This is a genomic window from Streptomyces sp. NPDC027672 (assembly GCF_055566335.1).
The window spans coordinates 492,533-511,368 of record NZ_JBVHSO010000004.1; the positions used below are offsets into that span (position 1 = coordinate 492,533).

Genomic DNA, 18,836 nt, shown 5'->3' on the forward strand with positions numbered 1-18,836 from the left:
ACGCCCCGGAAGGGGTGGAGGGGGCCGCGCCCCGGAGGAGTGCGGGGCAGCGCCCCGGAAGGGTGCGGTGAACCGCGCGGCCACGCGACGGCGGACCCCCGCCCGGCGGGATGCGGGCACCGCCGGCGGCGCGCCCCCGCGAAAAACGGGCCGCACCCCTCAGGGTGCGGCCCGTACATCCCGCTGAACCCGCGGAGCGTCTAGCGGACTTCCGTGATCTCCGGTCCCCGCTGGAGCTGTCCCATGCCGCCGGAGAAGCGCGAGCCCTCCTCCTGCTGGACGCCCTCGGGGACCATCTGCGCGTCGTTCGGCAGCTTGAGGACGATCGGGTCGCGCGGGGCCATCGGGCCCTCGCCGCGCACCACGACCGTCTCGCGGAAGATCTGCTCCAGCAGGCCGGCGGCCTGCGGCTGCACCGCGCCCTGGCCGGAGATCACTCCGCGCAGGAACCAGCGCGGGCCGTCCACGCCGACGAAGCGGACCACCTGGAAGCCGCCGGTGCCGTCCGGCAGCTGCACCGGCACCTGGGCGCGCAGCTCCCAGCCGAGCGGGCCCTCGACCTCGTCGATGATGCCACCCTGCTGGGTGATGCCGGACGCGATCTCCTCGCGTACCTCACCCCAGATGCCCTCGCGCTTGGGCGCGGCGAACGCCTGGAGCTGGATGGCGCTGTCGCGCAGTACGACCGTCGCGGCGACGATCGCGTCCCCGGCGACCTCCACGCGCAGTTCCATGCCGTCGACGCCCGGCACGAACAGACCACCGAGGTCGACGCGGCCCTCGGCCGGGTCGCGGACCTCGCTGCTGTCCCACGGCCCGTCCGGCCGCGGCCCGGGCTCCAGCCGGACGCGCTCGCGCTCGGCCTCCTCCGTCTCGTCCGCCTCGGTGTCGACGCTGTCGACGACCTGCTCGGCCTCGCCGGCCGCGTCCTCGGCGGCACCCTTCTTCTTGCGACGTCCGAACACGTCACTGTCCTTCCCGGTCGGATACGACCGAAGCGTATCGATTCCCACCCGTCGGACCGCCCTCGGCGGCCTGACCGCTTGTGCCGCTCTCGCCGCCCACCGCGGCATGGCCACCGGTGGACCCGAAGCCCCCTTCGGCCCGCGCCGAGCCGGGAAGTTCCGCGACCTCCCGGAAGCGGACCCTCTCGACTTGCTGGACGACCAGTTGGGCAATCCGGTCGAAGCGCTCGAACCGCACGCTCGCGCGCGGATCGAGATTCACCACGATCACCTTGATCTCCCCACGGTACCCGGCGTCAACCGTCCCGGGGGCATTCACGAGGGCGACGCCGCAGCGGGCGGCGAGGCCGGAACGCGGATGCACGAACGCCGCGTACCCCTCCGGGAGGGCGATCGACACACCCGTGGGCAGAACGGCCCGCTCGCCCGGCGCCAGCTCGCACGGCTCGGTGGTGCGCAGGTCGGCACCGGCGTCGCCCGGGTGCTCGTACGCCGGCAGCGGGACGTCGGGGTCGACCCGCCGGATCTGTACGTCGAGAGGGCCTCGGCTCACGGGTTCACCTCGAAGGCTCGGGCACGACGCAACTGGTCCGGGTCGTTCATGGCGGCCTGGATCTCCTCGCCGCGGCCGTGGTCGATGAAGTGGTCCACCTTCACCTCGACGAAGAGGGCGTCGGCGCGGACGGCGACCGGTCCGCCGGGGCCGCCGATGCGCCCGGTGGCGGTGGAGTAGATCTTGCGGCCGGCGACGGCGGTGACCCGGGCCTCCAGGTACAGCGTGGTGCCGACGGGCACGGGCCGTACGAAGTCGGTCTCCAGCCGTCCCGTCACGGCGATGGTCCGCAGCAGCCAGTTCAGCGCGCCCAGGGCCTCGTCCAGGGCCGTGGCGAGCACGCCGCCGTGCGCGAGGCCGGGGGCGCCCTGATGGGCGGGGCGCACGGTGAACTCGGCGGTCAGCGAGACGCCCTCGCCGGCCCGGGCCGCCAGGTGCAGTCCGTGGGACTGTCCGGGGCCGCAGCCGAAACAGTGGGCGTAATGGGCGCCGAGGAGTTCCCCGGGCGCGGGCGCGTCGGGGTGCCGTACCGGCTCCGCCGCGTCGGCGGGAGGCTGAAGAGCTGCGGAACTACCACTCACAGGCGCAGACCTTACCCGGCCTCCCCCCACACGCCACCGCCCTGTTCGACACCGCTCCGCGCCGGCCCCGACCCCTTCCCGTCACCCGCCACGGCCCTTCACGACACCGCCCGGCGCCGGCTCCCCGGCATCGGTGCGCTGCGGATCCCGTGCCAAGCTAGGTTCCATGCAGCTCTCCGCCACCCCCTACGAAGAACGTCTGACGGCTCCCCGCTCGTGGTGGGTGATCAGCCTCCTGGTGGGCGTCTCCTGTGCCCTGATCCTGCTGCCGTTCGGCACCCTGCCGCTGCTCGGCGGTCTGGTCGGCGGTACGGCGGCCGCGGCGGTGGTGGCGAGCGCGTACGGCTCCCCGCGCATCCGGGTGGTGGGGGACTCGCTGATCGCGGGCGAGGCGAAGATCCCGGTGGCGGCGCTGGGCGCGGCCGAGGTCCTGGACGCCGAGGAGGCCCGCGCCTGGCGGACGTACAAGGCCGACACCCGTGCGTTCCTGCTGCTGCGCGCCTACATCCCGACGGCGCTGCGCGTGGAGGTCACGGACCCCGCGGACCCGACGCCGTACCTGTACCTGTCGACGCGGGAGCCGGAGAAGCTGGCCGCGGCGATCGACGCGGCGCGGACGGCGAACGCCTAGCCCTCCGCTATCGGTCCCCGGGCGGCTCGGGCAGGTCCAGCGGATCCGCCGGCTCCTCCAGCGGCGGCAGCTCGCGCAGCTCCTCCCACGGCACCTGGGTCTTGCGCAGGTCGGCCCGGACGCGGGCCGCCAGCTTCTTGGTGTCCCGGCGGTTCACGACCGCGCCGACCGCGGCGCCGACCATGAACGGCATCAGGTGGGGCAGGTCGCGGACCATCCTCTTCATGATCTGCTGGCGCAGTCCGCGCTTCATCCGGCCGCCGAGGGCGGTGTCGTACGTCGACGGTTTCAACACGTCGATGCCGCGGTCCCCCGACCAGGAGGACAGATACGCGGCGCTGCGGGTCTTGCGGCCGCCCGGCGGGCGTGCGCCGTAGACCTCGTGCAGTTCGGCGATCAGCTTCAGTTCGATCGCGGCGACGCCGGTGATCTCCGCGGCCAGTTCGGTCGGCATGGCCGGGGGCACCGGCAGCATCGCCGCCGCCCCGATGCCGGCTCCGACCGTCGAGGTGCCGGCCGCCGCGCCCGCCACCAGCTTGTCGGCCAGTTCCTCGGGCCCTAGGCCGGGGAACTGCCGGCGCAGGGTCGCGAGGTCGCGTACGGGGATACGCGGGGCGATCTCGATGAGGCGGTCCGCGAGGTACGACAGGCCCGCGCGGGCGCGGCTGCCGCCCTTGCGGGCCCCTTCCCGGGCCATCTCCCGGGCCTTGTCCCCGACCACCTTCGCCCGGCGACGGGCGAGAGGCGCGGGGTGGTGCACCGGCGCCGGCAGACCGTCCTGGTCCGCCGCCGGTCCGGGCCGGGCTCCCGCTCCGGGAGAGCCCCGCCCGTCGTCACGCGTGCCGTGCGGGCCGCCGATCGGCCCTTGGTCCGCTTTCCGCAGGGAGAAGCGGCGCTTCCGGGGAGGGGTCGAGCCAGTCACGGCCGACCCGTCCTCAGTCGCAGTCGCGGCAGATCGGCTGGCCGTTCTTCTCCCGGGCCAGCTGGCTGCGGTGGTGCACCAGGAAGCAGCTCATGCAGGTGAACTCGTCCTGCTGCTTGGGCAGCACCCGGACGGCCAGCTCCTCGTTCGAGAGGTCGGCTCCGGGCAGTTCGAGGCCCTCGGCGGCCTCGAACTCGTCGACGTCCACCGACGAGGTGGACTTGTCGTTCCGCCGCGCCTTCAGCTCTTCAAGGCTGTCCGAGTCGACGTCGTCGTCGGTCTTGCGTGGAGTGTCGTAATCGGTTGCCATATCGCTCTCCCCCTCTGGGTGTCTGCGGTGTCTCCAGCGCACGTAACGCGTGAGAGGCCGGACTTGTGCCCGACCTGAGGCGGAGATTTTGCCTCACATCAAGGTCTGTTACTCAATCGACACCCAACCCGACCCCTCAGGAGTGATCGGCTTGGATGGCGGTGTGGACCGTACACGGTTCTGATGCCGCACCTCAAAGGCGCCTCCACGTGTACTTCCCGTGATCAGGAGCCCCGAAAACCCGGACTTTCCCGGCTTTCCACCTTCTCTCATGATCACCCTGCGTACATGACCGGAAATCTGTTCATGTGATCGATCACACAGGGAGACGTCCGTTCGGCGGCTGGAAAATTCCGCGTAGAGCGAACACGGTCCGCGTGTGTCCCGCGCTCGCTCACATCGGCAGTGTGACCCGCATCTCCAGGCCACCTCCCTCACGGGGCCGGGCCTGGATGTGCCCGCCGTGCGCCCGGGCCACCGACCGCACGATGGAGAGGCCGAGGCCCACGCCCTTGTCGCTGCCCGTGCGCTCGGTGCGCAGCCGCCGGAAGGGCTCGAAGAGGTTGTCGATCTCGTACGCCGGCACCACCGGTCCGGTGTTGGTGACCGTGAGCACCGCCTGTCCGTGCCGGACATCGGTGTCCACCTGGACCCAGCCGTCCTCGGACACGTTATAGCGCACCGCGTTCTGGACGAGGTTCAGCGCGATCCGCTCCAGCAGGACGCCGTTGCCCTGCACCACCGCCGGCCGGCGCTCGCCCCGGACGGTCACGCCCTTGGCCTCCGCCTCGGCGTGCACCTGGTCGATGGCCTGGGTGGCGACCTCGGCCAGGTCGACCGGTTTGCGCTCGACGATCTGGTTGTCGCTGCGGGCCAGCAGCAGCAGACCCTCGACCAGTTGTTCGCTGCGCTCGTTGGTGGCGAGCAGCGTCTTGCCGAGCTGCTGGAGCTCCACCGGAGCGTTCGGGTCCGACAGGTGCACCTCCAGGAGGGTGCGGTTGATCGCGAGCGGGGTGCGCAGTTCGTGCGAGGCGTTCCCGACGAAGCGCTGCTGGGCGGTGAAGGCGCGCTGCAGCCGCTCCAGCATGTCGTCGAAGGTGTCCGCCAGCTCCTTCAGCTCGTCGTCCGGGCCGTCCAGCTCGATCCGGCGGGACAGGTCCGAGCCGGCCACCTGACGGGCGGTGCGGGTGATCCGGCCGAGCGGGGACAGCACACGGCCGGCCATCGCGTACCCGAACGCGAAGGCGATCACGGCGAGGCCCAGCAGTGCCAGCAGGGAGCGGCTGAGCAGGTTGTCCAGGGCCGTCTGGCGCTGCTGGTCCACGCAGTGGGCGATCATGTCGTTGAAGTCCGACAGCGGCAGGCTGGTGGTGTTGATCGCGGTGATCGCCGGGCAGTTGTCGCTGGTGACCCGGATCGCCGTACCGCTCACGATCTTGAACAGCGGCTGGTTGCCGGTGCTGATCGCCTGCGCGGCGAGCAGGTAGATGATCGACAGCAGCAGGATGCCGGCGATCAGGAACATGCCGCCGTACAGCAGCGTCAGCCGTATGCGGATGGTCGGACGCAGCCACGGGAAGGGCGGCTGCGGCCTCCTGGGGTCCCAGGTGGGCTTCGGCGGCGCCTGGGGCGGCGCGGGTGTCGCGGCCACGGCGATCAGATCCGGTAGCCGGAGCCGGGGACGGTGACGATGACGGGCGGTTCGCCCAGCTTGCGGCGCAGCGTCATCACCGTCACGCGCACCACGTTGGTGAACGGGTCGGTGTTCTCGTCCCAGGCCTTCTCCAGCAGCTGCTCCGCCGAGACCACGGCGCCCTCGCTGCGCATCAGCACTTCCAGCACCGCGAACTCCTTGGGCGCGAGCTGGACCTCCTTGCCGTCGCGGAAGACCTCGCGGCGGTTGGGGTCCAGCTTGATGCCGGCGCGCTCCAGGACCGGCGGCAGCGGCACGCTGGTGCGCCGGCCGAGGGCGCGGACGCGGGCGATCAGCTCGCTGAAGGCGAACGGCTTGGGCAGGTAGTCGTCGGCGCCGATCTCCAGGCCCTCGACCCGGTCGCTGACGTCGCCGGAGGCGGTGAGCATCAGCACGCGCGTGGGCATGCCCAGCTCGACGATCCTGCGGCAGACGTCGTCGCCGTGCACGAGCGGGAGGTCGCGGTCGAGGACGACCACGTCGTAGTCGTTGACGCCGATGCGCTCCAGGGCGGCCGCACCGTCGTACACGACGTCGACGGCCATGGCCTCCCGGCGCAGTCCGGTGGCCACCGCATCGGCGAGCAGCTGCTCGTCCTCGACGACGAGTACGCGCACGTCGCTTGTCCTTCCTGTGTCCACCCGCGTAGCGCGCCGTGGGCGCGTGCGGGCAGGGGGCTGCGTTGGGGTGTGGCCCCCATCCTGCCCTTTTCGGCCATAAGTCGGCTGTAAGGCGGGGTCGGGGCCGGAGGGATCAAGGTCCGCGGCGGGGAATACGCGAATTTCTCCTCCAGTTGAGGTTTCCGCGAAGGGGAGCGGGGGGAGGACGGCTGTACACCCCGCGATCACGCTCTGCATGTGCCGCGGCACCATGCGGTACCCCGGCATCGGCTTCGCAGAACGGGCGTGGGTGTCCGGCACCGTCGCCGCCCGGCCGGGCAGCGCTGGGCACCCGCGACAGAAGTGATCGCCCCTTCCATACGGCACACCCCCGTGCCACCCGACCCACGACCCAGGACGAGGGGGCGCAGCATGGACGCTTTCACCGCAGGACTTCTGCAGCGCATACAGACGACCGAGTCCGATCTGTCGCGGGCGCGTGACGACGGCGACGACTTCCTCGTCGAGGTGGAGCAGGCGGAGCTGGACGACCTGCGCCGCCTCGCCGCCGAACACGGTGTGGAGGTCGGCGTGTCACACGTCTGATCGACAGCGCACGCGGAGGGGCCCCGGCGAATCCAGCGCCGGGGCCCCTTCGCGCGCGGCCGGGGGTGACCCGGCGCGACCGGGGTCAGTCGTGCCAGGCGCCGAAGTCCTCCAGCAGCCGCTGGAGCGGCTCGAAGACGCCCGGCGTGCCCGCGACCGCCAGCTCCCGCGACGGCCGCTCACCGGGCCGTCCACCGGTCAGCGCGCCCGCCTCCCGGGCGATGAGGTCGCCGGCCGCGTAGTCCCACGCGTGCAGGCCCCGCTCGTAATACCCGTCGAGCCGGCCGCAGGCCACGTCGCACAGGTCGACGGCGGCCGAGCCGCCGCGCCGGATGTCCCGCAGCAGCGGGATCAGCCGGGCGGCCACCCCGGCCTGGTGGCCGCGGACCTCGGTGACGTAGTTGAAACCGGTGGAGACCAGCGCCTGGTCCAGCGGGGGCGCGGGCCGGCAGGCGAGCGCCCGCTCGCCCTCCCAGGCGCCGGTGGCCCACGCGCCGCCGCCCCGCACGGCGTGGTACGTCTCGCCGCGCATCGGTGCCGCGACGACCCCGACGACGGTCTCGCCGTCCTGTTCGGCCGCGATGGACACCGCCCAGGTCGGCAGCCCGTACAGGTAGTTCACGGTGCCGTCCAGCGGGTCGATCACCCAGCGGACGCCGCTCGTGCCCTCGGCCGAGGCCCCCTCCTCGCCGAGGAAGCCGTCGTCGGGGCGGCGGCCGGAGATCAGGCCGGTGATCAGCTTCTCGGCCGCGATGTCCATCTCGGTGACGACGTCGATGGGGCTGGACTTGGTCCGGGCCACGGCCAGGTCGGCGGGGCGGCCGTCACGCAGCAGCTCGCCGGCGCGGGAGGCGGCCTCCCGGGCGAGTGCCAGCAGGTCCCGGTGCAGGGCGTCGGTCACGGGTCTCCTCACGCGTAGGGGCTGTCGGCGCCCGCGGCGGCGGGGCGGGGCGTGCGGGCCGGGCAGCAGCCGACCGGGCACACGTCGTGGCTCGGGCCGAGCGCGCCCAGGGCGCATGGGGTGACCCGCTGGCCGCGCTCGGCGGCGGCCCGCTCCAGGATCAGTTCGCGGACGGCCGCGGCGAACCGCGGGTCGGCGCCCACGGTGGCCGAGCGGCGCACCGGCAGGCCCAGCTCCTCGGCCTTGGCCCTGGCCTCGGTGTCGAGGTCGTACAGGACCTCCATGTGGTCGGAGACGAAGCCGATCGGGGCCATCACCACGGCCGGGACGCCGGCCGCGTGCCGCTCCTCGAGGTGGTCGCAGATGTCGGGCTCCAGCCACGGGATGTGCGGGGCACCGGAGCGGGACTGGTAGACGAGCTGCCAGGGGTGGTCGACGCCGGTGCGCTCGCGGACGGCGTCGGCGATCAGCCGGGCCACGTCCAGGTGCTGCGCGACGTAGGCGCCACCGTCGCCGTGGGCCTCCGCGGGGCCGGAGGTGTCGGCGGCGGAGGTCGGGATGGAGTGGGTGGTGAAGGCGATGTGGGCGCCCGCGCGGACGTCCTCGGGGAGGTCCGCCAGGGAGCGGAGCACACCGTCGATCATGGGCTCGACGAAGCCGGGGTGGTTGAAGTAGTGCCGCAGCTTGTCGGTCCTCGGCGGCTCCAGGCCCTCGGCCTCCAGGGCGGCCAGCGCGTCCGCCAGGTTCTCCCGGTACTGCCGGCAGCCCGAGTAGGAGGCGTAGGCGCTGGTGGCGAGGACCAGGATGCGGCGGTGGCCGTCGGCGGCCATCTTCCGCAGGGTGTCCGTCAGGTACGGCGCCCAGTTCCGGTTGCCCCAGTAGACCGGCAGGTCCAGGCCGTGGGCGGCGAAGTCCTCGCGCAGGGCCTCCAGCAGGGCGCGGTTCTGGTCGTTGATGGGGCTGACCCCGCCGAAGAGGAAGTAGTGCTGTCCGACTTCCTTGAGGCGTTCCTTGGGGATGCCGCGCCCGCGGGTGACGTTCTCCAGGAACGGGACCACGTCGTCCGGGCCTTCGGGGCCGCCGAAGGAGAGCAGGAGCAGGGCGTCGTACGGGGTGGCATCGAGCGCGTCTGGCATGTCTCGATCCTGCCACCCGGCTCGGACAGCGGGAAAACGGCGGGGCCGCCCGGGAGCTATTAGGGTTGCCTAACTTGTAAGCTGTATCAGCCGTACTCGCGCCTTACCGAGCCGCTTACCGGAGATCCCGTGCCCAGCCCCTACAGAGCCCTGTTCGCCGCGCCCGGCACCAAGGCCTTCTCCGCCGCGGGTTTCCTCGGCCGGATGCCGCTGTCGATGATGGGCGTCGGCGTGGTCACGATGGTCTCCCGGATCACCGGGCGGTACGGCCTCGCGGGCGCCCTGTCGGCCACCCTCGCGCTGTCCGCCGCCGCGATCGGGCCGCGGATCTCCCGGCTGGTGGACCGGCACGGGCAGCGCCGGGTGCTGCGCCCCGCGACCCTGGTGGCGCTGACCGCGGCGACCGGGCTGCTGCTCGCGGCCCGGTTCCGGTGGCCGGACTGGGTGCTGTTCGTCTGCGCCGCCGGGACCGGCTCGGTGCCGAGCCTGGGCGCGATGATCCGGGCCCGCTGGGCGGTGCTGTACCGGGGCACGCCGAAGCTGCACACCGCCTACTCGTTCGAGTCGGTGGTGGACGAGGTCTGCTTCATCTTCGGGCCGATCATCTCCATCGGCCTGTCCACGGCCTGGTTCCCGGAGGCGGGCCCGCTGCTGGCCGCCTGCTTCCTGGCGGCCGGCGTCCTCTGGCTGACCGCCCAGCGCGCCACCGAGCCGGTGGTGGACCCGGGCGAGCGGCACGGCGGCGGCAGCGCCCTGCGCTCGGTGGGGCTCCGGGTGCTGGTGGCCACCTTCGTGGCGACCGGCGCGATCTTCGGCGCCGTCGACGTGGTCACCGTCGCCTTCGCCGACGAGCGCGGCCACCAGGGCGCCGCGAGCCTGGTCCTGGCGCTGTACGCGGCCGGCTCCTGCGCGGCCGGCGTGGTCTTCGGGCTGCTGCGCCTCGGCGGTTCCCCGGAGCGCCGCTGGCTGCTGGGCGTGGCGGCGATGGGCGTGAGTATGATCCCCCTCCTACTGGTCGGAAACCTGCCGCTTCTGGCCGTGGCGCTGTTCGTTGCGGGACTGTCCATCGCGCCGACGATGATCACCACGATGTCCCTCGTCGAAGAGCACGTACCTCGCGCACGGCTCACCGAGGGCATGACCTGGGTGAGCACCGGCCTCGCGGTCGGCGTCGCGCTCGGCTCCTCCGCGGCCGGCTGGGTGATCGACGCGGCCGGGGCACGGGCCGGGTACGGGGTTCCGGTGGTGTCCGGGGCCGTCGCGGTCGTGGTCGGTTTCCTCGGGTACCGCCGGCTGCGCAGGCCGGCCGCGGGGCGGGGAGGCACCGTTGAGCAGCACGGCGAACGGGAAGAGCGGCACCTGGCGTAACTGGGGCGGCAACGTCTCCGCCCGGCCCGCCCGGCAGGTCGCGCCGGCCTCCGTCGAGGAACTGGCCGCGGCGGTGCGCCGGGCGCGGGAGGACGGCCTGAAGGTGAAGGCGGTCGGGACCGGGCACTCCTTCACCTCGATAGCCGCCACCGACGGCGTATTGATACGCCCTCAACTGTTGACCGGGATACGCGGCATCGACCGGGAATCCATGACGGTCACGGTGGAGGCGGGCACCCCGCTCAAGAGACTCAATGCCGCGCTCGCCCGCGAGGGTCTGTCGCTCACCAACATGGGCGACATCATGGAGCAGACCGTCTCCGGGGCCACCAGCACCGGCACGCACGGCACGGGCCGCACCTCCGCCTCGATCGCCGCGCAGGTCAAGGGCCTGGAACTCGTCACGGCCGACGGTTCGGTCCTCACCTGTTCCGCGCGGGAGAACCCCGACGTCTTCGCCGCGGCCCGGATCGGGCTCGGCGCGCTCGGCGTCGTCACCGCGCTCACCTTCGCCGTGGAACCCCTCTTCCTGCTCACCGCGCGCGAGGAGCCGATGCCCCTCGACCGGGTCCTCGCCGAGTTCGACCGGCTGTGGGCCGAGAACGAGCACTTCGAGTTCTACTGGTTCCCGCACACCGGCAACACCACCACCAAGCGCAACAACCGCAGCGCCGGCCCCGAGCGGCCGGTGGGCCGGCTGGCCGGCTGGTTCGAGGACGAGTTCCTCTCCAACGGGGTGTTCCAGGCGGTCCAGTGGGCCGGCCGCGCCCTCCCGGCCGCGATCCCCGCCATCGCGCGGGCCTCCAGCACGGCCCTGTCCGCGCGGACGTACACCGACATCCCCTACAAGGTGTTCACCTCGCCGCGCCGGGTGCGCTTCGTGGAGATGGAGTACGCCGTCCCGCGCGCGGCGCTGGTGGAGACCCTGCGCGAACTGCGGACCGTGATCGAGCGCTCCGGGCTGCGGATCAGCTTCCCGGTCGAGGTGCGCACCGCCCCGGCCGACGACATCACCCTGTCCACCGCCTCGGGCCGGGACAGCGCCTACATCGCCGTGCACATGTTCCGCGGCACGCCGTACCAGGCGTACTTCACCGCCGCCGAGCGCGTCTTCACCGCGCACGGGGGACGGCCGCACTGGGGCAAGGTGCACACGCGCGACGCGGAGTACCTCTCCCGGGTGTACCCGCGTTTCGGCGAGTTCACCGCGCTGCGGGACCGTCTGGACCCGGAACGCCTGTTCCAGAACGACTACTTGCGGAGGGTTCTGGGAGCGTAGGCGCCGGGACGGGCGTACCGGGCGCGCTGGGCGTGGGGACGGGAGTGGCCGGGGTGGCCGGGCTGCCGCTCGGGGTCCCGGACGACGGTTCCCCGTCCGGCTCCTCCTCCGGCTGCCCGGACGGGGAGCCGCCGGGCGTCGGGGAGTCACCGGAAGCCGTGCCGCCGGGGGCCGGGGTGTGCTCCGGCGACGGGGTGCCGGCGGGAGCGGGGGTCTCGCCGGTCTTCGGTCCGGACGGGTCCCGGCCGGTGACGGCGTGGCCGACCGTCGTGCCCGTACCGCCGCTGAAGCTGTTGCCGGACGCCAGCTCGTACACCGTGATACCCGCCATGGTGACCCCGAAGACCAGGGCGGCGGCGACCAGCGGGCGGCGCCGGCCGCGCGCCCGCGCGCGGTAGACCGTGCCCGCGGTGAACTCGCCCGAGGGTGGCGGGGGTGCCTGGTCCCGCGGCCGGACCGGCACCGTCGTCCTCTCCCGCAACTGCTCCCCGGTGCGCTTGAAGAAGTGCTGGAAGACCGTGCCGCCGCAGGTGGCGACGGCGCTGACGACACCGGCGCCCAGGATCGTGCCGTACACCCCGAAGTACGAAGCCAGTTTGGCCGCCACGACCGCCGCCAGGGCGCTGCCCGCGACCTGGGGGACGCTCAGATCGATCCGCTTGCGCACCGTATCGGGTGTTTCACGCATACCCGGAACTTGCCTGCCTTTCCCGTACTTGATCGACATTGACCGGCCGACTGCACGAGAAGGGGACGTACGGACGAAACCATTAGTTCCGTTTCTGGCGATTGCGTGAACTTCGCCACGTTCATGATCCGCAAAAGCGGTTGCGGACGGTCAAGTCACACGCCTTGCCGCAAGTTGAGCAGCGCGCCCATCCACGCACGTGGTCCGAATGGAGTACTGTTGCCAGCCCTGGGTCCGGTCTCCCGTCAGGGTGCCCGCGACCTTGCCGGACCGCCGGGAGGGGGCTAGTTGCACAGGGTGACCAAGTTGGTCACTCAGCGTTGCCAACAGGTAACCGTGCCATAACGGCGGTTCCGGGCCCGCGCCCGACACGCCGGGCAACTCGGCAAGGTTGTGGCAGGCTGCACCCGGGCAGGCCACACTCGACTAGCGGAAGCAGCGACGCACGTGACGTCGGCAGGCACCACCCGGGAGGTCCCCATGCCCGAACTGCGTGTCGTGGCCGTCTCGAATGACGGCACACGGCTGGTGCTGAAGGCTGCCGACTCCACGGAGTACACACTTCCGATCGACGAGCGGCTGCGCGCCGCCGTGCGCGGCGACCGGCCACGCCTCGGCCAGATCGAGATCGAGGTCGAGAGCCATCTGCGCCCGCGTGACATCCAGGCGCGGATACGTGCCGGTGCCACCGCGGAAGAGGTCGCCCAGCTCGCCGGCATCCCCGTCGACCGGGTGCGGCGCTTCGAGGGGCCCGTGCTGGCCGAGCGCGCCTTCATGGCCGAGCGCGCCCGCAAGACCCCGGTCCGCCGCCCCGGCGAGAACTCCGGGCCGCCGCTCGGCGAGGCCGTGCAGGAGCGGCTGCTGCTGCGTGGCGCCGAGAAGGACACCGTGCAGTGGGACTCCTGGCGCCGTGACGACGGCACCTGGGAGGTGCTGCTGGTCTACCGGGTCGCGGGCGAACCGCACTCGGCGAGCTGGACGTACGACCCGCCCCGGCGGCTCGTCCAGGCCGTCGACGACGAGGCGCGCTCGCTGATCGGGGAGTCCGACGACCTCGCGGTGCCCGAGCCCAGCTTCCCGTTCGTCCCGCGCATCGCCCGGCTGCCGCGCGAGCGTTCGATGGACCGCGCGCTCGAACGGCTGGATCGGGACCGGCCCGGCCTGCCCGCGGCGTCCGCCGAACCGGCCGAGGAGGGCGCGGGCGAGCGCGACTCGCTGACCAGCCTGCTGGAGGCCGTGCCCAGCTTCCGGGGCGACCTGGTGGTCCCGGAGCGCTCGTCGGAGCCGGCGGAGGAGACCGACGACGAGCCCGCCGCCGAGGAGCCGCCGGCGCCCGCCGCCTCGGCCGGCTCCGCCTACGCGGACGTCCTCATGCCGCGCTCCGTGGGCAGCCACCGCGACCGGCTGGTCGGCGCGACCGACCGGCAGGCCGAGGCCGACGGCGTCCGTCCCGGCCGCCGCGCCGCCGTCCCGAGCTGGGACGAGATCGTGTTCGGCACCCGTCGCAAGAAGCAGGAGTAGGCCCTCGCGGCAGCCGGAGAGGGGCACGCGCGCGTGCCCCTCTCCGGCTGTCCCGTCACCCGCGCCCGTCCTTCCGGTCCGGTGCGTTACCGCGGGTCCGCGCCCGTCGCCACCGGCCGGGACGGGTCCGCGGACCACTCCGACCAGGAACCGACGTACAGGGCCGCCGGGATGCCCGCCACGGCCAGCGCGAGCACCTCGTGGGCGGCGGAGACGCCCGAGCCGCAGTACACGCCGACCTCCGTGTCCCCGGACACCCCGAGGGCCTCGAAGCGGTCCTTCAGCTCCGCCGCGGGCAGGAAGCGGCCGTCGGGACCCACGTTCTCCGTCGTCGGCGCCGACACCGCGCCCGGGATGTGCCCGCCGACCCGGTCGACAGGCTCCACCTCGCCGCGGTACCGCTCCCCCGCGCGGGCGTCCAGCAGCACGCCCGTGCGGGCCAGCGCCGCCGCCCCGTCCGCGTCCAGCAGCCCCGCCTCCCGCGGCGCCGGCACGAAGTCGCCCTCCGCCGGGACGGGTGCCTCGGTGGACAGTTCGCCGGTCCAGGACGGCAACCCGCCGTCGAGCACCCGCACGTCCGGGTGACCCGTCCAGCGCAGCAGCCACCAGGCGCGCGCGGCCGCCCAGCCCTGTCCGCCGTCGTACACGACGACCGGGCGGGTGGCCGACACGCCGGCGCGGCGCATCGCGGCGCCGAACTCGGCGAGGTCCGGCAGCGGATGGCGGCCCCGTGCGCCCGGCGCGGCGGCCAGTTCCCGGTCCAGGTCGACGAAGACGGCGCCGGGCAGGTGCCCGGCCGCGTACTCCGCCCGGCCGTCGAAGGCCGGCGCGCCCGCCGCCTTGGCCAGGCTGAGCTGCCAGCGCACGTCCAGCAGCACGGGCGGGTGGCCGCCGGTCAGCTCGGGTGCGAGTTCGGATGCGGTGATGATGGCTGTCATGGCGTCCATCCATACGCCAGGGGTGGCCGCGGCGTCCAGGGACGGCTACTCTGCTCGGCCGGACACGCTCGATCACTACGCGTACCGGATCGAGCACGTGCCGTACAACCGGCGGACATCCGTCGGCCATCGTCAGGAAGCGGTGAAAGACGGCGGATCGGGCATCCTCTCCGGGTACGGCCGGGCGGCGCGGTAACGCCGCGCGGCTCCGCGGGGGGTGCGCGCGCACCGGTACGGGCGCGCGCGCCAGCGCTCTGGACACCCCTTCCGGGCAGCGGAAGCGACACGGCCACCGCGAGGGGCCGGGGAGAGAGTGATCGATGACCGAAGCACGGGATTCAGCCGGTCCGCACGCGCGGCGGGTGCCCGGCGCACCCTGCTGGGTGAGCCTGATGGCGCACGGGCTGGATGCCACGGAGGAGTTCTACGGCGAGCTGTTCGGCTGGCGGTTCCGGCCGGGCCCGCAGCAGCTCGGGCCGTACGTGCGGGCGCTGCTGGACGGGCGCGAGGTGGCGGGCATGGGCCGGCTGCCGTCGGACCGCCGGCTGCCGGTCGCCTGGACGCCGTACCTCGCCACGGACGACGTGGACCGGACCGCCGACGCGATCCGGCTGTGCGGCGGCACGGTGGCCGTCGGCCCGCTGGACGCCGCCGAGGCCGGCCGGATGGCGATCGCCTCCGACCCCGCCGGTGCGGTGTTCGGGATCTGGCAGGGCGTCAGGCACCCCGGCACGGCGCTCGGCGGCACGCCCGGCACGCCCGTCTGGTACGAACTGCGGACCTACGAGACGGAGAGCGTCACGAAGTTCTACAAGAGCCTGTTCCCCTACGAGGAGGAGCCGGCGGCCGGTTCCGGCCGGACGACGCTGCTTCTGGACGGCCGTCCGGTGGCCGGGCTGCACGGCATGGGCCAGGATCTGCCCCGGGAGCGGGGGCCGCACTGGCAGACGTACTTCGAGGTCGCCGACCTGGGCGACACACTGCGCCAGGTGGTGGCGCTGGGCGGCCGGATCCTCGCGCCGGCCCAGGACGGCCCGCACGGGCGGGTGGCGACGGTGGCGGACCCGGAGGGTGCCGAGTTCTCGGTGGTCCAGGACCCGCGCTGAGCCTCCGCGAGGGCGGCTGCGCCCCCCGGGCCGGTCCGGCGGGGTCAGGAGGACGAGACGGGCAGCACGTCCGGGGACAGGGCCGCCGCGCGGGCCGACGCGGCGGTCATCCGGCGCCGGTGGTGGCGGCGGCACAGCACCTCGTAGCCGACCTCGCCCGCGGACTGGTTGACGTCCCCGACGACCACCTGGGCGCCCTCGACCACCATCGCGCCGCCTACCGTGCGGGCGTTGTGCGTGGCGCGGGCGCCGCACCAGCACAGCGCCTCCACCTGGAGCACCTCGATCCGGTCGGCCAGCTCCACCAGCCGCTGCGAGCCCGGGAACAGCTTGGAGCGGAAGTCGGTGGTGATGCCGAACGCGAACACGTCCAGACCGAGATCGTCCACCACGCGCGCGAGCTGGTCGATCTGTTCGGGCGCGAGGAACTGCGCCTCGTCGGCGATCACATAGTCGGCCCGGCCGCCCTGCGAGAGATGGTCCACGAGGTACGCGTACAGATCCTGGCCGTCCGCCACCTCCACCGCGTTGGTGACCAGGCCCAGCCGGGAGGACAGCTTGCCCTCGCCCGCACGGTCGTCCCGGGTGAAGATCATGCCGGCCAGGCCGCGCGCGGAACGGTTGTGCTCGATCTGCAGAGCCAGCGTCGACTTCCCGCAGTCCATCGTTCCGGAGAAGAACACCAGCTCGGGCATGAGGGGTTGAGCACCTTTCGGCAAGGGAGGGCAGGAGGACGGGTCAGGAGCGTACTTCGAGCAGCGGGACGAGCTGCTCCGCCGGGGTCATCGAGCCGTGGTTGCCGGTCAGCGCCGACTCCTTGGGCTCCCGCTCGGAGGCGATGACCAGCACGTCGTCGTGGGCGGCGGCGACCACGTCCCCGATCCGCGGGTAGACGCGCTCGTCGCATGCGCCGGGCGGCCCGAACCAGCCGGCCGCGATCGCCTCGTCCCGGGAGGCCACCCAGAACTGCTCGCCGAGCACCTCGCGCCACACGGTCAGCACGTCGTTCGCGGCGCCCGGGACCGCGTACACGTGCCGGGCCCGGCCCTCGCCGCCCAGCAGGGCCACGCCGGCGCGCAGCTCCCAGTCCTCGTCGAAGTCGATCCGGTGCTGCTCGTCGAACGGGATGTCCACCATGCCGTGATCGGCGGTGACGTAGAGGGCGCTGCGCGGGGGCAGTTGTTCGGCCAGCCGCTGGGCGAGCCGGTCGACGTGCATGAGCTGGCCGCGCCAGGTGTCGGAGGCGACGCCGTAGCGGTGTCCGGAGCCGTCCAGCTCGGCGTAGTACGTGTACACCAGCGCGCGGTCGCCGGCGGCCAGTTGGGCGGCCGCGAGGTCCATGCGGTCCTCGCCGCTGAGCCGCCCGTGGAAGCGGCCGCCGCTGAGCGCGATCTTGGTGAGCGGGGTGTGCTCGAAGGTGGGCGAGGAGACCTGGGCCGCGTGCACCCCGGCCGCGTGGGCCAGCTGGAAGACGGTGGGGTACGGCTGCCAGGCGCGCGGTTCGGTGTACGGCTGCCAGCGGAGCTGGTTCATCAGCTCGCCGGTGGCCGGGTTGCGTACGGTGTACCCGGGCAGGCCGTGGGCGCCGGGCGGCAGGCCGGTGCCTACGGAGGCGAGGGAGGCGGCGGTGGTCGCCGGGTAGCCGGCGGTGAGCGGGCGGCCGGTGCCGCCGCGGGAGCTGCCGAGCAGGGAGGTCAGGAAGGGCGCCTCGTCCGGGTGGGCCTTGAGCTGCTCCCAGCCGAGTCCGTCGACCAGGAAGACGCAGACCCGGTCGGCCGGGGTCAGTTCCCCGATCGTGGCGGTCAGCCCGGGTACGCCCATGCCCGCGGCCAGCGTGGGCAGCAGGTCGGCCAGGGAGCCGGTGCCGTACTCGGGCAGCGGCGCGGTGGCCGGGGAGAGGGGTTCCGGGTGGTCCCAGGCGGAGAGCTGGGACATCAGCGGGTGAGGTCCGCGGTCGCCTCGGAGATGGCCTGCGCGAAGGCGAGCGCCTGGCGCACCGTCTCCGGGCCGTCCCCGGCCTCGCTGACGCGCAGGCTCAGGTCGTCCGCCGTGGAGCTGCCCGTGTAGCCGTGGTCGGCGTCGCAGTTGGGATCGCCGCAGGCGGCGGGCTCCAGGTCGATGCGGTTGACCGCGCCCCAGCCGATGGTCAGCACGACCTCGCGGGGCAGGGTGCCCGGCGTGTACTGCTCCGGGTTCGCGACCACCCGGCTCACCACGACCGACGAGACCCGGTCCAGCTTCACGGACTCGGTGGAGGTGGTGGCGTACGGCGTCGGCGACGTGGTGTCGGCGGCCTGCTCGTCGGTGTGGCTGACGATGAAGCGGTTGCCGGTGAGGACGAGCACGGTGACGTGCCGGCGGACCTCGTTCTGGTCGAACGTCGTCTCCTGGTGGACCAGGTACGACCGGATGGGCTCGCCGCCCACAGCGGCCTCCACCGCCTCGGCCACGAGGGCCGGGTAGTAGCCGCTGCGCTCGATCGCCGCGCGCAGCCCCTGGGTCGTCGTACTGGTCTTGGCCATGACGTCCATCCTAATCCGTGGGCAAGAGCGCTCCGGGCCAGTCGCACGGACGGGGGCGGCGGGTACGCCTTGGCGCGGGGGGCCGCGCAGGGGGCCGGGACGCGCCGCGGGCCGGCGGCGGCGGGCCGGCTGCGGGCCGGCACGGGCCGCCGTGCCGCCGTCGCCTCGACGGCCGGGGGGCCAGCTTCGGTCGGCCGGTGTCCGGCTCCGGGCCCGGTGGCCGTACCGTCCGGCCGGCCGGCCGGGACCCGATCGACAGGCACGCCGTCGGATCACGACGGCCGGGCGCCCGGCGCCGGGCACAGTGGCCGGTACCGCTCGGCTGGCCGGGACCCGCCCACGGTCATGACGGCCGACGCCCCAGCGACGGGCACGCCGTGTTCGACGCCCTCGGATCACGACGGCCGGGGCCCGGCTCCAGGCCCGGTGGCCGCCATCCGCACCGGCGGCCGGGCCCGACTACGGTCGGCCGGGGCCCGACTACGGGCAAGGTGGCCAGTGCCGCCCGGACGGCCGG

21 protein-coding genes are annotated in these 18,836 nt (G+C 73.4%); 7 read left to right on the forward strand and 14 right to left on the reverse strand.

Annotated features, from left to right (window positions below; translation table 11 throughout):
- Nucleotides 1-200 precede the first annotated feature (200 nt).
- The 3 genes from ACZ4SV_RS13230 to ACZ4SV_RS13240 are packed head-to-tail and all read right to left on the reverse strand — an operon-like array spanning nucleotide 201 to nucleotide 2,099.
- Nucleotides 201-965 carry a DUF3710 domain-containing protein gene (locus tag ACZ4SV_RS13230; RefSeq protein ID WP_365871400.1) on the reverse strand — a complete coding sequence of 255 codons (765 nt, stop codon included), beginning with the start codon at nucleotides 963-965 and terminating at the stop codon, nucleotides 201-203.
- 1 nt (nucleotide 966) lies between these two features.
- Nucleotides 967-1,518, reverse strand: a complete 552-nt coding sequence (gene dut / locus ACZ4SV_RS13235) for a dUTP diphosphatase (RefSeq protein WP_365871402.1) — start codon at nucleotides 1,516-1,518, stop codon at nucleotides 967-969.
- Complete coding sequence (locus tag ACZ4SV_RS13240) at nucleotides 1,515-2,099, reverse strand: PaaI family thioesterase (RefSeq protein ID WP_397938974.1); 585 nt, start codon at nucleotides 2,097-2,099, stop codon at nucleotides 1,515-1,517. The genes dut and ACZ4SV_RS13240 overlap by 4 nt, the downstream gene beginning before the upstream one ends.
- A gap of 166 nt (nucleotides 2,100-2,265) precedes the next feature.
- Between ACZ4SV_RS13240 and ACZ4SV_RS13245 the strand changes: the two genes are divergently transcribed.
- Nucleotides 2,266-2,730 (forward strand): DUF3093 domain-containing protein, encoded by a 465-nt coding sequence (locus ACZ4SV_RS13245; protein ID WP_365871406.1) that lies wholly within the window; start codon nucleotides 2,266-2,268, stop codon nucleotides 2,728-2,730.
- Between the two features lie 7 nt (nucleotides 2,731-2,737).
- On the opposite strand, the gene ACZ4SV_RS13250 is transcribed toward ACZ4SV_RS13245, so the two are convergent.
- The 4 genes from ACZ4SV_RS13250 to ACZ4SV_RS13265 all read right to left on the reverse strand — a co-directional run bounded on the left by ACZ4SV_RS13250 (nucleotide 2,738) and on the right by ACZ4SV_RS13265 (nucleotide 6,272).
- On the reverse strand, nucleotides 2,738-3,652 hold the full coding sequence (locus tag ACZ4SV_RS13250) for a hypothetical protein (protein WP_468003996.1): 915 nt from the start codon (nucleotides 3,650-3,652) through the stop codon (nucleotides 2,738-2,740).
- 13 nt (nucleotides 3,653-3,665) lie between these two features.
- On the reverse strand, nucleotides 3,666-3,962 hold the full coding sequence (locus tag ACZ4SV_RS13255; protein ID WP_003997302.1) for a DUF4193 domain-containing protein: 297 nt from the start codon (nucleotides 3,960-3,962) through the stop codon (nucleotides 3,666-3,668).
- 394 nt (nucleotides 3,963-4,356) lie between these two features.
- Nucleotides 4,357-5,613, reverse strand: coding sequence for a sensor histidine kinase (locus tag ACZ4SV_RS13260; protein ID WP_468003998.1), 1,257 nt, complete (start codon nucleotides 5,611-5,613; stop codon nucleotides 4,357-4,359).
- Between the two features lie 5 nt (nucleotides 5,614-5,618).
- Nucleotides 5,619-6,272, reverse strand: a complete 654-nt coding sequence (locus ACZ4SV_RS13265) for a response regulator transcription factor (protein ID WP_007387794.1) — start codon at nucleotides 6,270-6,272, stop codon at nucleotides 5,619-5,621.
- 414 nt (nucleotides 6,273-6,686) lie between these two features.
- Here ACZ4SV_RS13265 and ACZ4SV_RS13270 point away from each other — a divergent pair, with 414 nt between their 5' ends.
- On the forward strand, nucleotides 6,687-6,860 hold the full coding sequence (locus ACZ4SV_RS13270) for a hypothetical protein (RefSeq protein ID WP_365871412.1): 174 nt from the start codon (nucleotides 6,687-6,689) through the stop codon (nucleotides 6,858-6,860).
- Nucleotides 6,861-6,945: 85 nt separating this feature from the next.
- On the opposite strand, the gene ACZ4SV_RS13275 is transcribed toward ACZ4SV_RS13270, so the two are convergent.
- Together ACZ4SV_RS13275 and ACZ4SV_RS13280 are read right to left on the reverse strand one after the other, a co-directional pair.
- Nucleotides 6,946-7,761 carry an inositol monophosphatase family protein gene (locus ACZ4SV_RS13275; RefSeq protein WP_397938967.1) on the reverse strand — a complete coding sequence of 272 codons (816 nt, stop codon included), beginning with the start codon at nucleotides 7,759-7,761 and terminating at the stop codon, nucleotides 6,946-6,948.
- 8 nt (nucleotides 7,762-7,769) lie between these two features.
- Nucleotides 7,770-8,897 (reverse strand): ferrochelatase, encoded by a 1,128-nt coding sequence (locus ACZ4SV_RS13280; protein WP_365871416.1) that lies wholly within the window; start codon nucleotides 8,895-8,897, stop codon nucleotides 7,770-7,772.
- A 129-nt stretch (nucleotides 8,898-9,026) separates the two neighbouring features.
- Here ACZ4SV_RS13280 and ACZ4SV_RS13285 point away from each other — a divergent pair, with 129 nt between their 5' ends.
- Nucleotides 9,027-10,265, forward strand: a complete 1,239-nt coding sequence (locus tag ACZ4SV_RS13285; RefSeq protein WP_468004001.1) for an MFS transporter — start codon at nucleotides 9,027-9,029, stop codon at nucleotides 10,263-10,265.
- Nucleotides 10,225-11,544 (forward strand): D-arabinono-1,4-lactone oxidase, encoded by a 1,320-nt coding sequence (locus tag ACZ4SV_RS13290; RefSeq protein WP_468004003.1) that lies wholly within the window; start codon nucleotides 10,225-10,227, stop codon nucleotides 11,542-11,544. The genes ACZ4SV_RS13285 and ACZ4SV_RS13290 overlap by 41 nt, the downstream gene beginning before the upstream one ends.
- Here the strand turns inward: ACZ4SV_RS13290 and ACZ4SV_RS13295 are convergent.
- A complete protein-coding gene (locus ACZ4SV_RS13295; RefSeq protein WP_468004005.1) occupies nucleotides 11,468-12,232 on the reverse strand; it encodes a hypothetical protein in 765 nt (254 codons plus the stop codon). The genes ACZ4SV_RS13290 and ACZ4SV_RS13295 overlap by 77 nt on opposite strands.
- A 480-nt stretch (nucleotides 12,233-12,712) precedes the next feature.
- Between ACZ4SV_RS13295 and sepH the strand changes: the two genes are divergently transcribed.
- Nucleotides 12,713-13,753, forward strand: coding sequence for a septation protein SepH (gene sepH / locus ACZ4SV_RS13300; RefSeq protein WP_365871424.1), 1,041 nt, complete (start codon nucleotides 12,713-12,715; stop codon nucleotides 13,751-13,753).
- 86 nt (nucleotides 13,754-13,839) lie between these two features.
- Here the strand turns inward: sepH and ACZ4SV_RS13305 are convergent, their stop codons facing one another.
- Complete coding sequence (locus ACZ4SV_RS13305) at nucleotides 13,840-14,691, reverse strand: sulfurtransferase (RefSeq protein ID WP_468004007.1); 852 nt, start codon at nucleotides 14,689-14,691, stop codon at nucleotides 13,840-13,842.
- On the opposite strand from ACZ4SV_RS13305, the gene ACZ4SV_RS13310 reads away from it, so the two are divergent.
- Together ACZ4SV_RS13310 and ACZ4SV_RS13315 are read left to right on the forward strand one after the other, a co-directional pair.
- Nucleotides 14,690-14,887: a hypothetical protein gene (locus tag ACZ4SV_RS13310; protein ID WP_365883702.1), complete on the forward strand. Its 198-nt coding sequence runs from the start codon at nucleotides 14,690-14,692 to the stop codon at nucleotides 14,885-14,887. The two genes, ACZ4SV_RS13305 and ACZ4SV_RS13310, sit on opposite strands and share 2 nt — an antisense overlap.
- Nucleotides 14,888-15,011: 124 nt before the next feature.
- On the forward strand, nucleotides 15,012-15,797 hold the full coding sequence (locus ACZ4SV_RS13315; protein ID WP_365883703.1) for a VOC family protein: 786 nt from the start codon (nucleotides 15,012-15,014) through the stop codon (nucleotides 15,795-15,797).
- Nucleotides 15,798-15,841: 44 nt separating this feature from the next.
- On the opposite strand, the gene ACZ4SV_RS13320 is transcribed toward ACZ4SV_RS13315, so the two are convergent.
- Genes ACZ4SV_RS13320 through ACZ4SV_RS13330 form a run of 3 tightly spaced genes read right to left on the reverse strand, consistent with a single transcriptional unit; the run spans nucleotide 15,842 to nucleotide 18,328 of the window.
- Nucleotides 15,842-16,492, reverse strand: a complete 651-nt coding sequence (locus ACZ4SV_RS13320; RefSeq protein WP_365883704.1) for a thymidine kinase — start codon at nucleotides 16,490-16,492, stop codon at nucleotides 15,842-15,844.
- 43 nt (nucleotides 16,493-16,535) lie between these two features.
- Nucleotides 16,536-17,732 carry an alkaline phosphatase family protein gene (locus ACZ4SV_RS13325; protein WP_365883705.1) on the reverse strand — a complete coding sequence of 399 codons (1,197 nt, stop codon included), beginning with the start codon at nucleotides 17,730-17,732 and terminating at the stop codon, nucleotides 16,536-16,538.
- Complete coding sequence (locus ACZ4SV_RS13330; RefSeq protein ID WP_365883706.1) at nucleotides 17,732-18,328, reverse strand: DUF5998 family protein; 597 nt, start codon at nucleotides 18,326-18,328, stop codon at nucleotides 17,732-17,734. Before ACZ4SV_RS13330 ends, ACZ4SV_RS13325 begins: the two co-directional genes overlap by 1 nt.
- Between the last annotated feature and the right edge of the window lie 508 nt (nucleotides 18,329-18,836).

Bases quoted from the DNA above. Each gene is read 5' to 3' on its own strand.
- ACZ4SV_RS13245 (WP_365871406.1), top strand. From the start codon at position 2,266: ATGCAGCTCTCCGCCACCCCCTACGAAGAACGTCTGACGGCTCCCCGC.
- ACZ4SV_RS13255 (WP_003997302.1), bottom strand. From the start codon at position 3,962: ATGGCAACCGATTACGACACTCCACGCAAGACCGACGACGACGTCGAC.
- ACZ4SV_RS13270 (WP_365871412.1), top strand. From the start codon at position 6,687: ATGGACGCTTTCACCGCAGGACTTCTGCAGCGCATACAGACGACCGAG.
- ACZ4SV_RS13280 (WP_365871416.1), bottom strand. From the start codon at position 8,897: ATGCCAGACGCGCTCGATGCCACCCCGTACGACGCCCTGCTCCTGCTC.
- ACZ4SV_RS13295 (WP_468004005.1), bottom strand. From the start codon at position 12,232: ATGCGTGAAACACCCGATACGGTGCGCAAGCGGATCGATCTGAGCGTC.
- sepH (WP_365871424.1), top strand. From the start codon at position 12,713: ATGCCCGAACTGCGTGTCGTGGCCGTCTCGAATGACGGCACACGGCTG.
- ACZ4SV_RS13310 (WP_365883702.1), top strand. From the start codon at position 14,690: ATGGCGTCCATCCATACGCCAGGGGTGGCCGCGGCGTCCAGGGACGGC.
- ACZ4SV_RS13305 (WP_468004007.1), bottom strand. From the start codon at position 14,691: ATGACAGCCATCATCACCGCATCCGAACTCGCACCCGAGCTGACCGGC.
- ACZ4SV_RS13315 (WP_365883703.1), top strand. From the start codon at position 15,012: ATGACCGAAGCACGGGATTCAGCCGGTCCGCACGCGCGGCGGGTGCCC.
- ACZ4SV_RS13320 (WP_365883704.1), bottom strand. From the start codon at position 16,492: ATGCCCGAGCTGGTGTTCTTCTCCGGAACGATGGACTGCGGGAAGTCG.
- ACZ4SV_RS13325 (WP_365883705.1), bottom strand. From the start codon at position 17,732: ATGTCCCAGCTCTCCGCCTGGGACCACCCGGAACCCCTCTCCCCGGCC.
- ACZ4SV_RS13330 (WP_365883706.1), bottom strand. From the start codon at position 18,328: ATGGACGTCATGGCCAAGACCAGTACGACGACCCAGGGGCTGCGCGCG.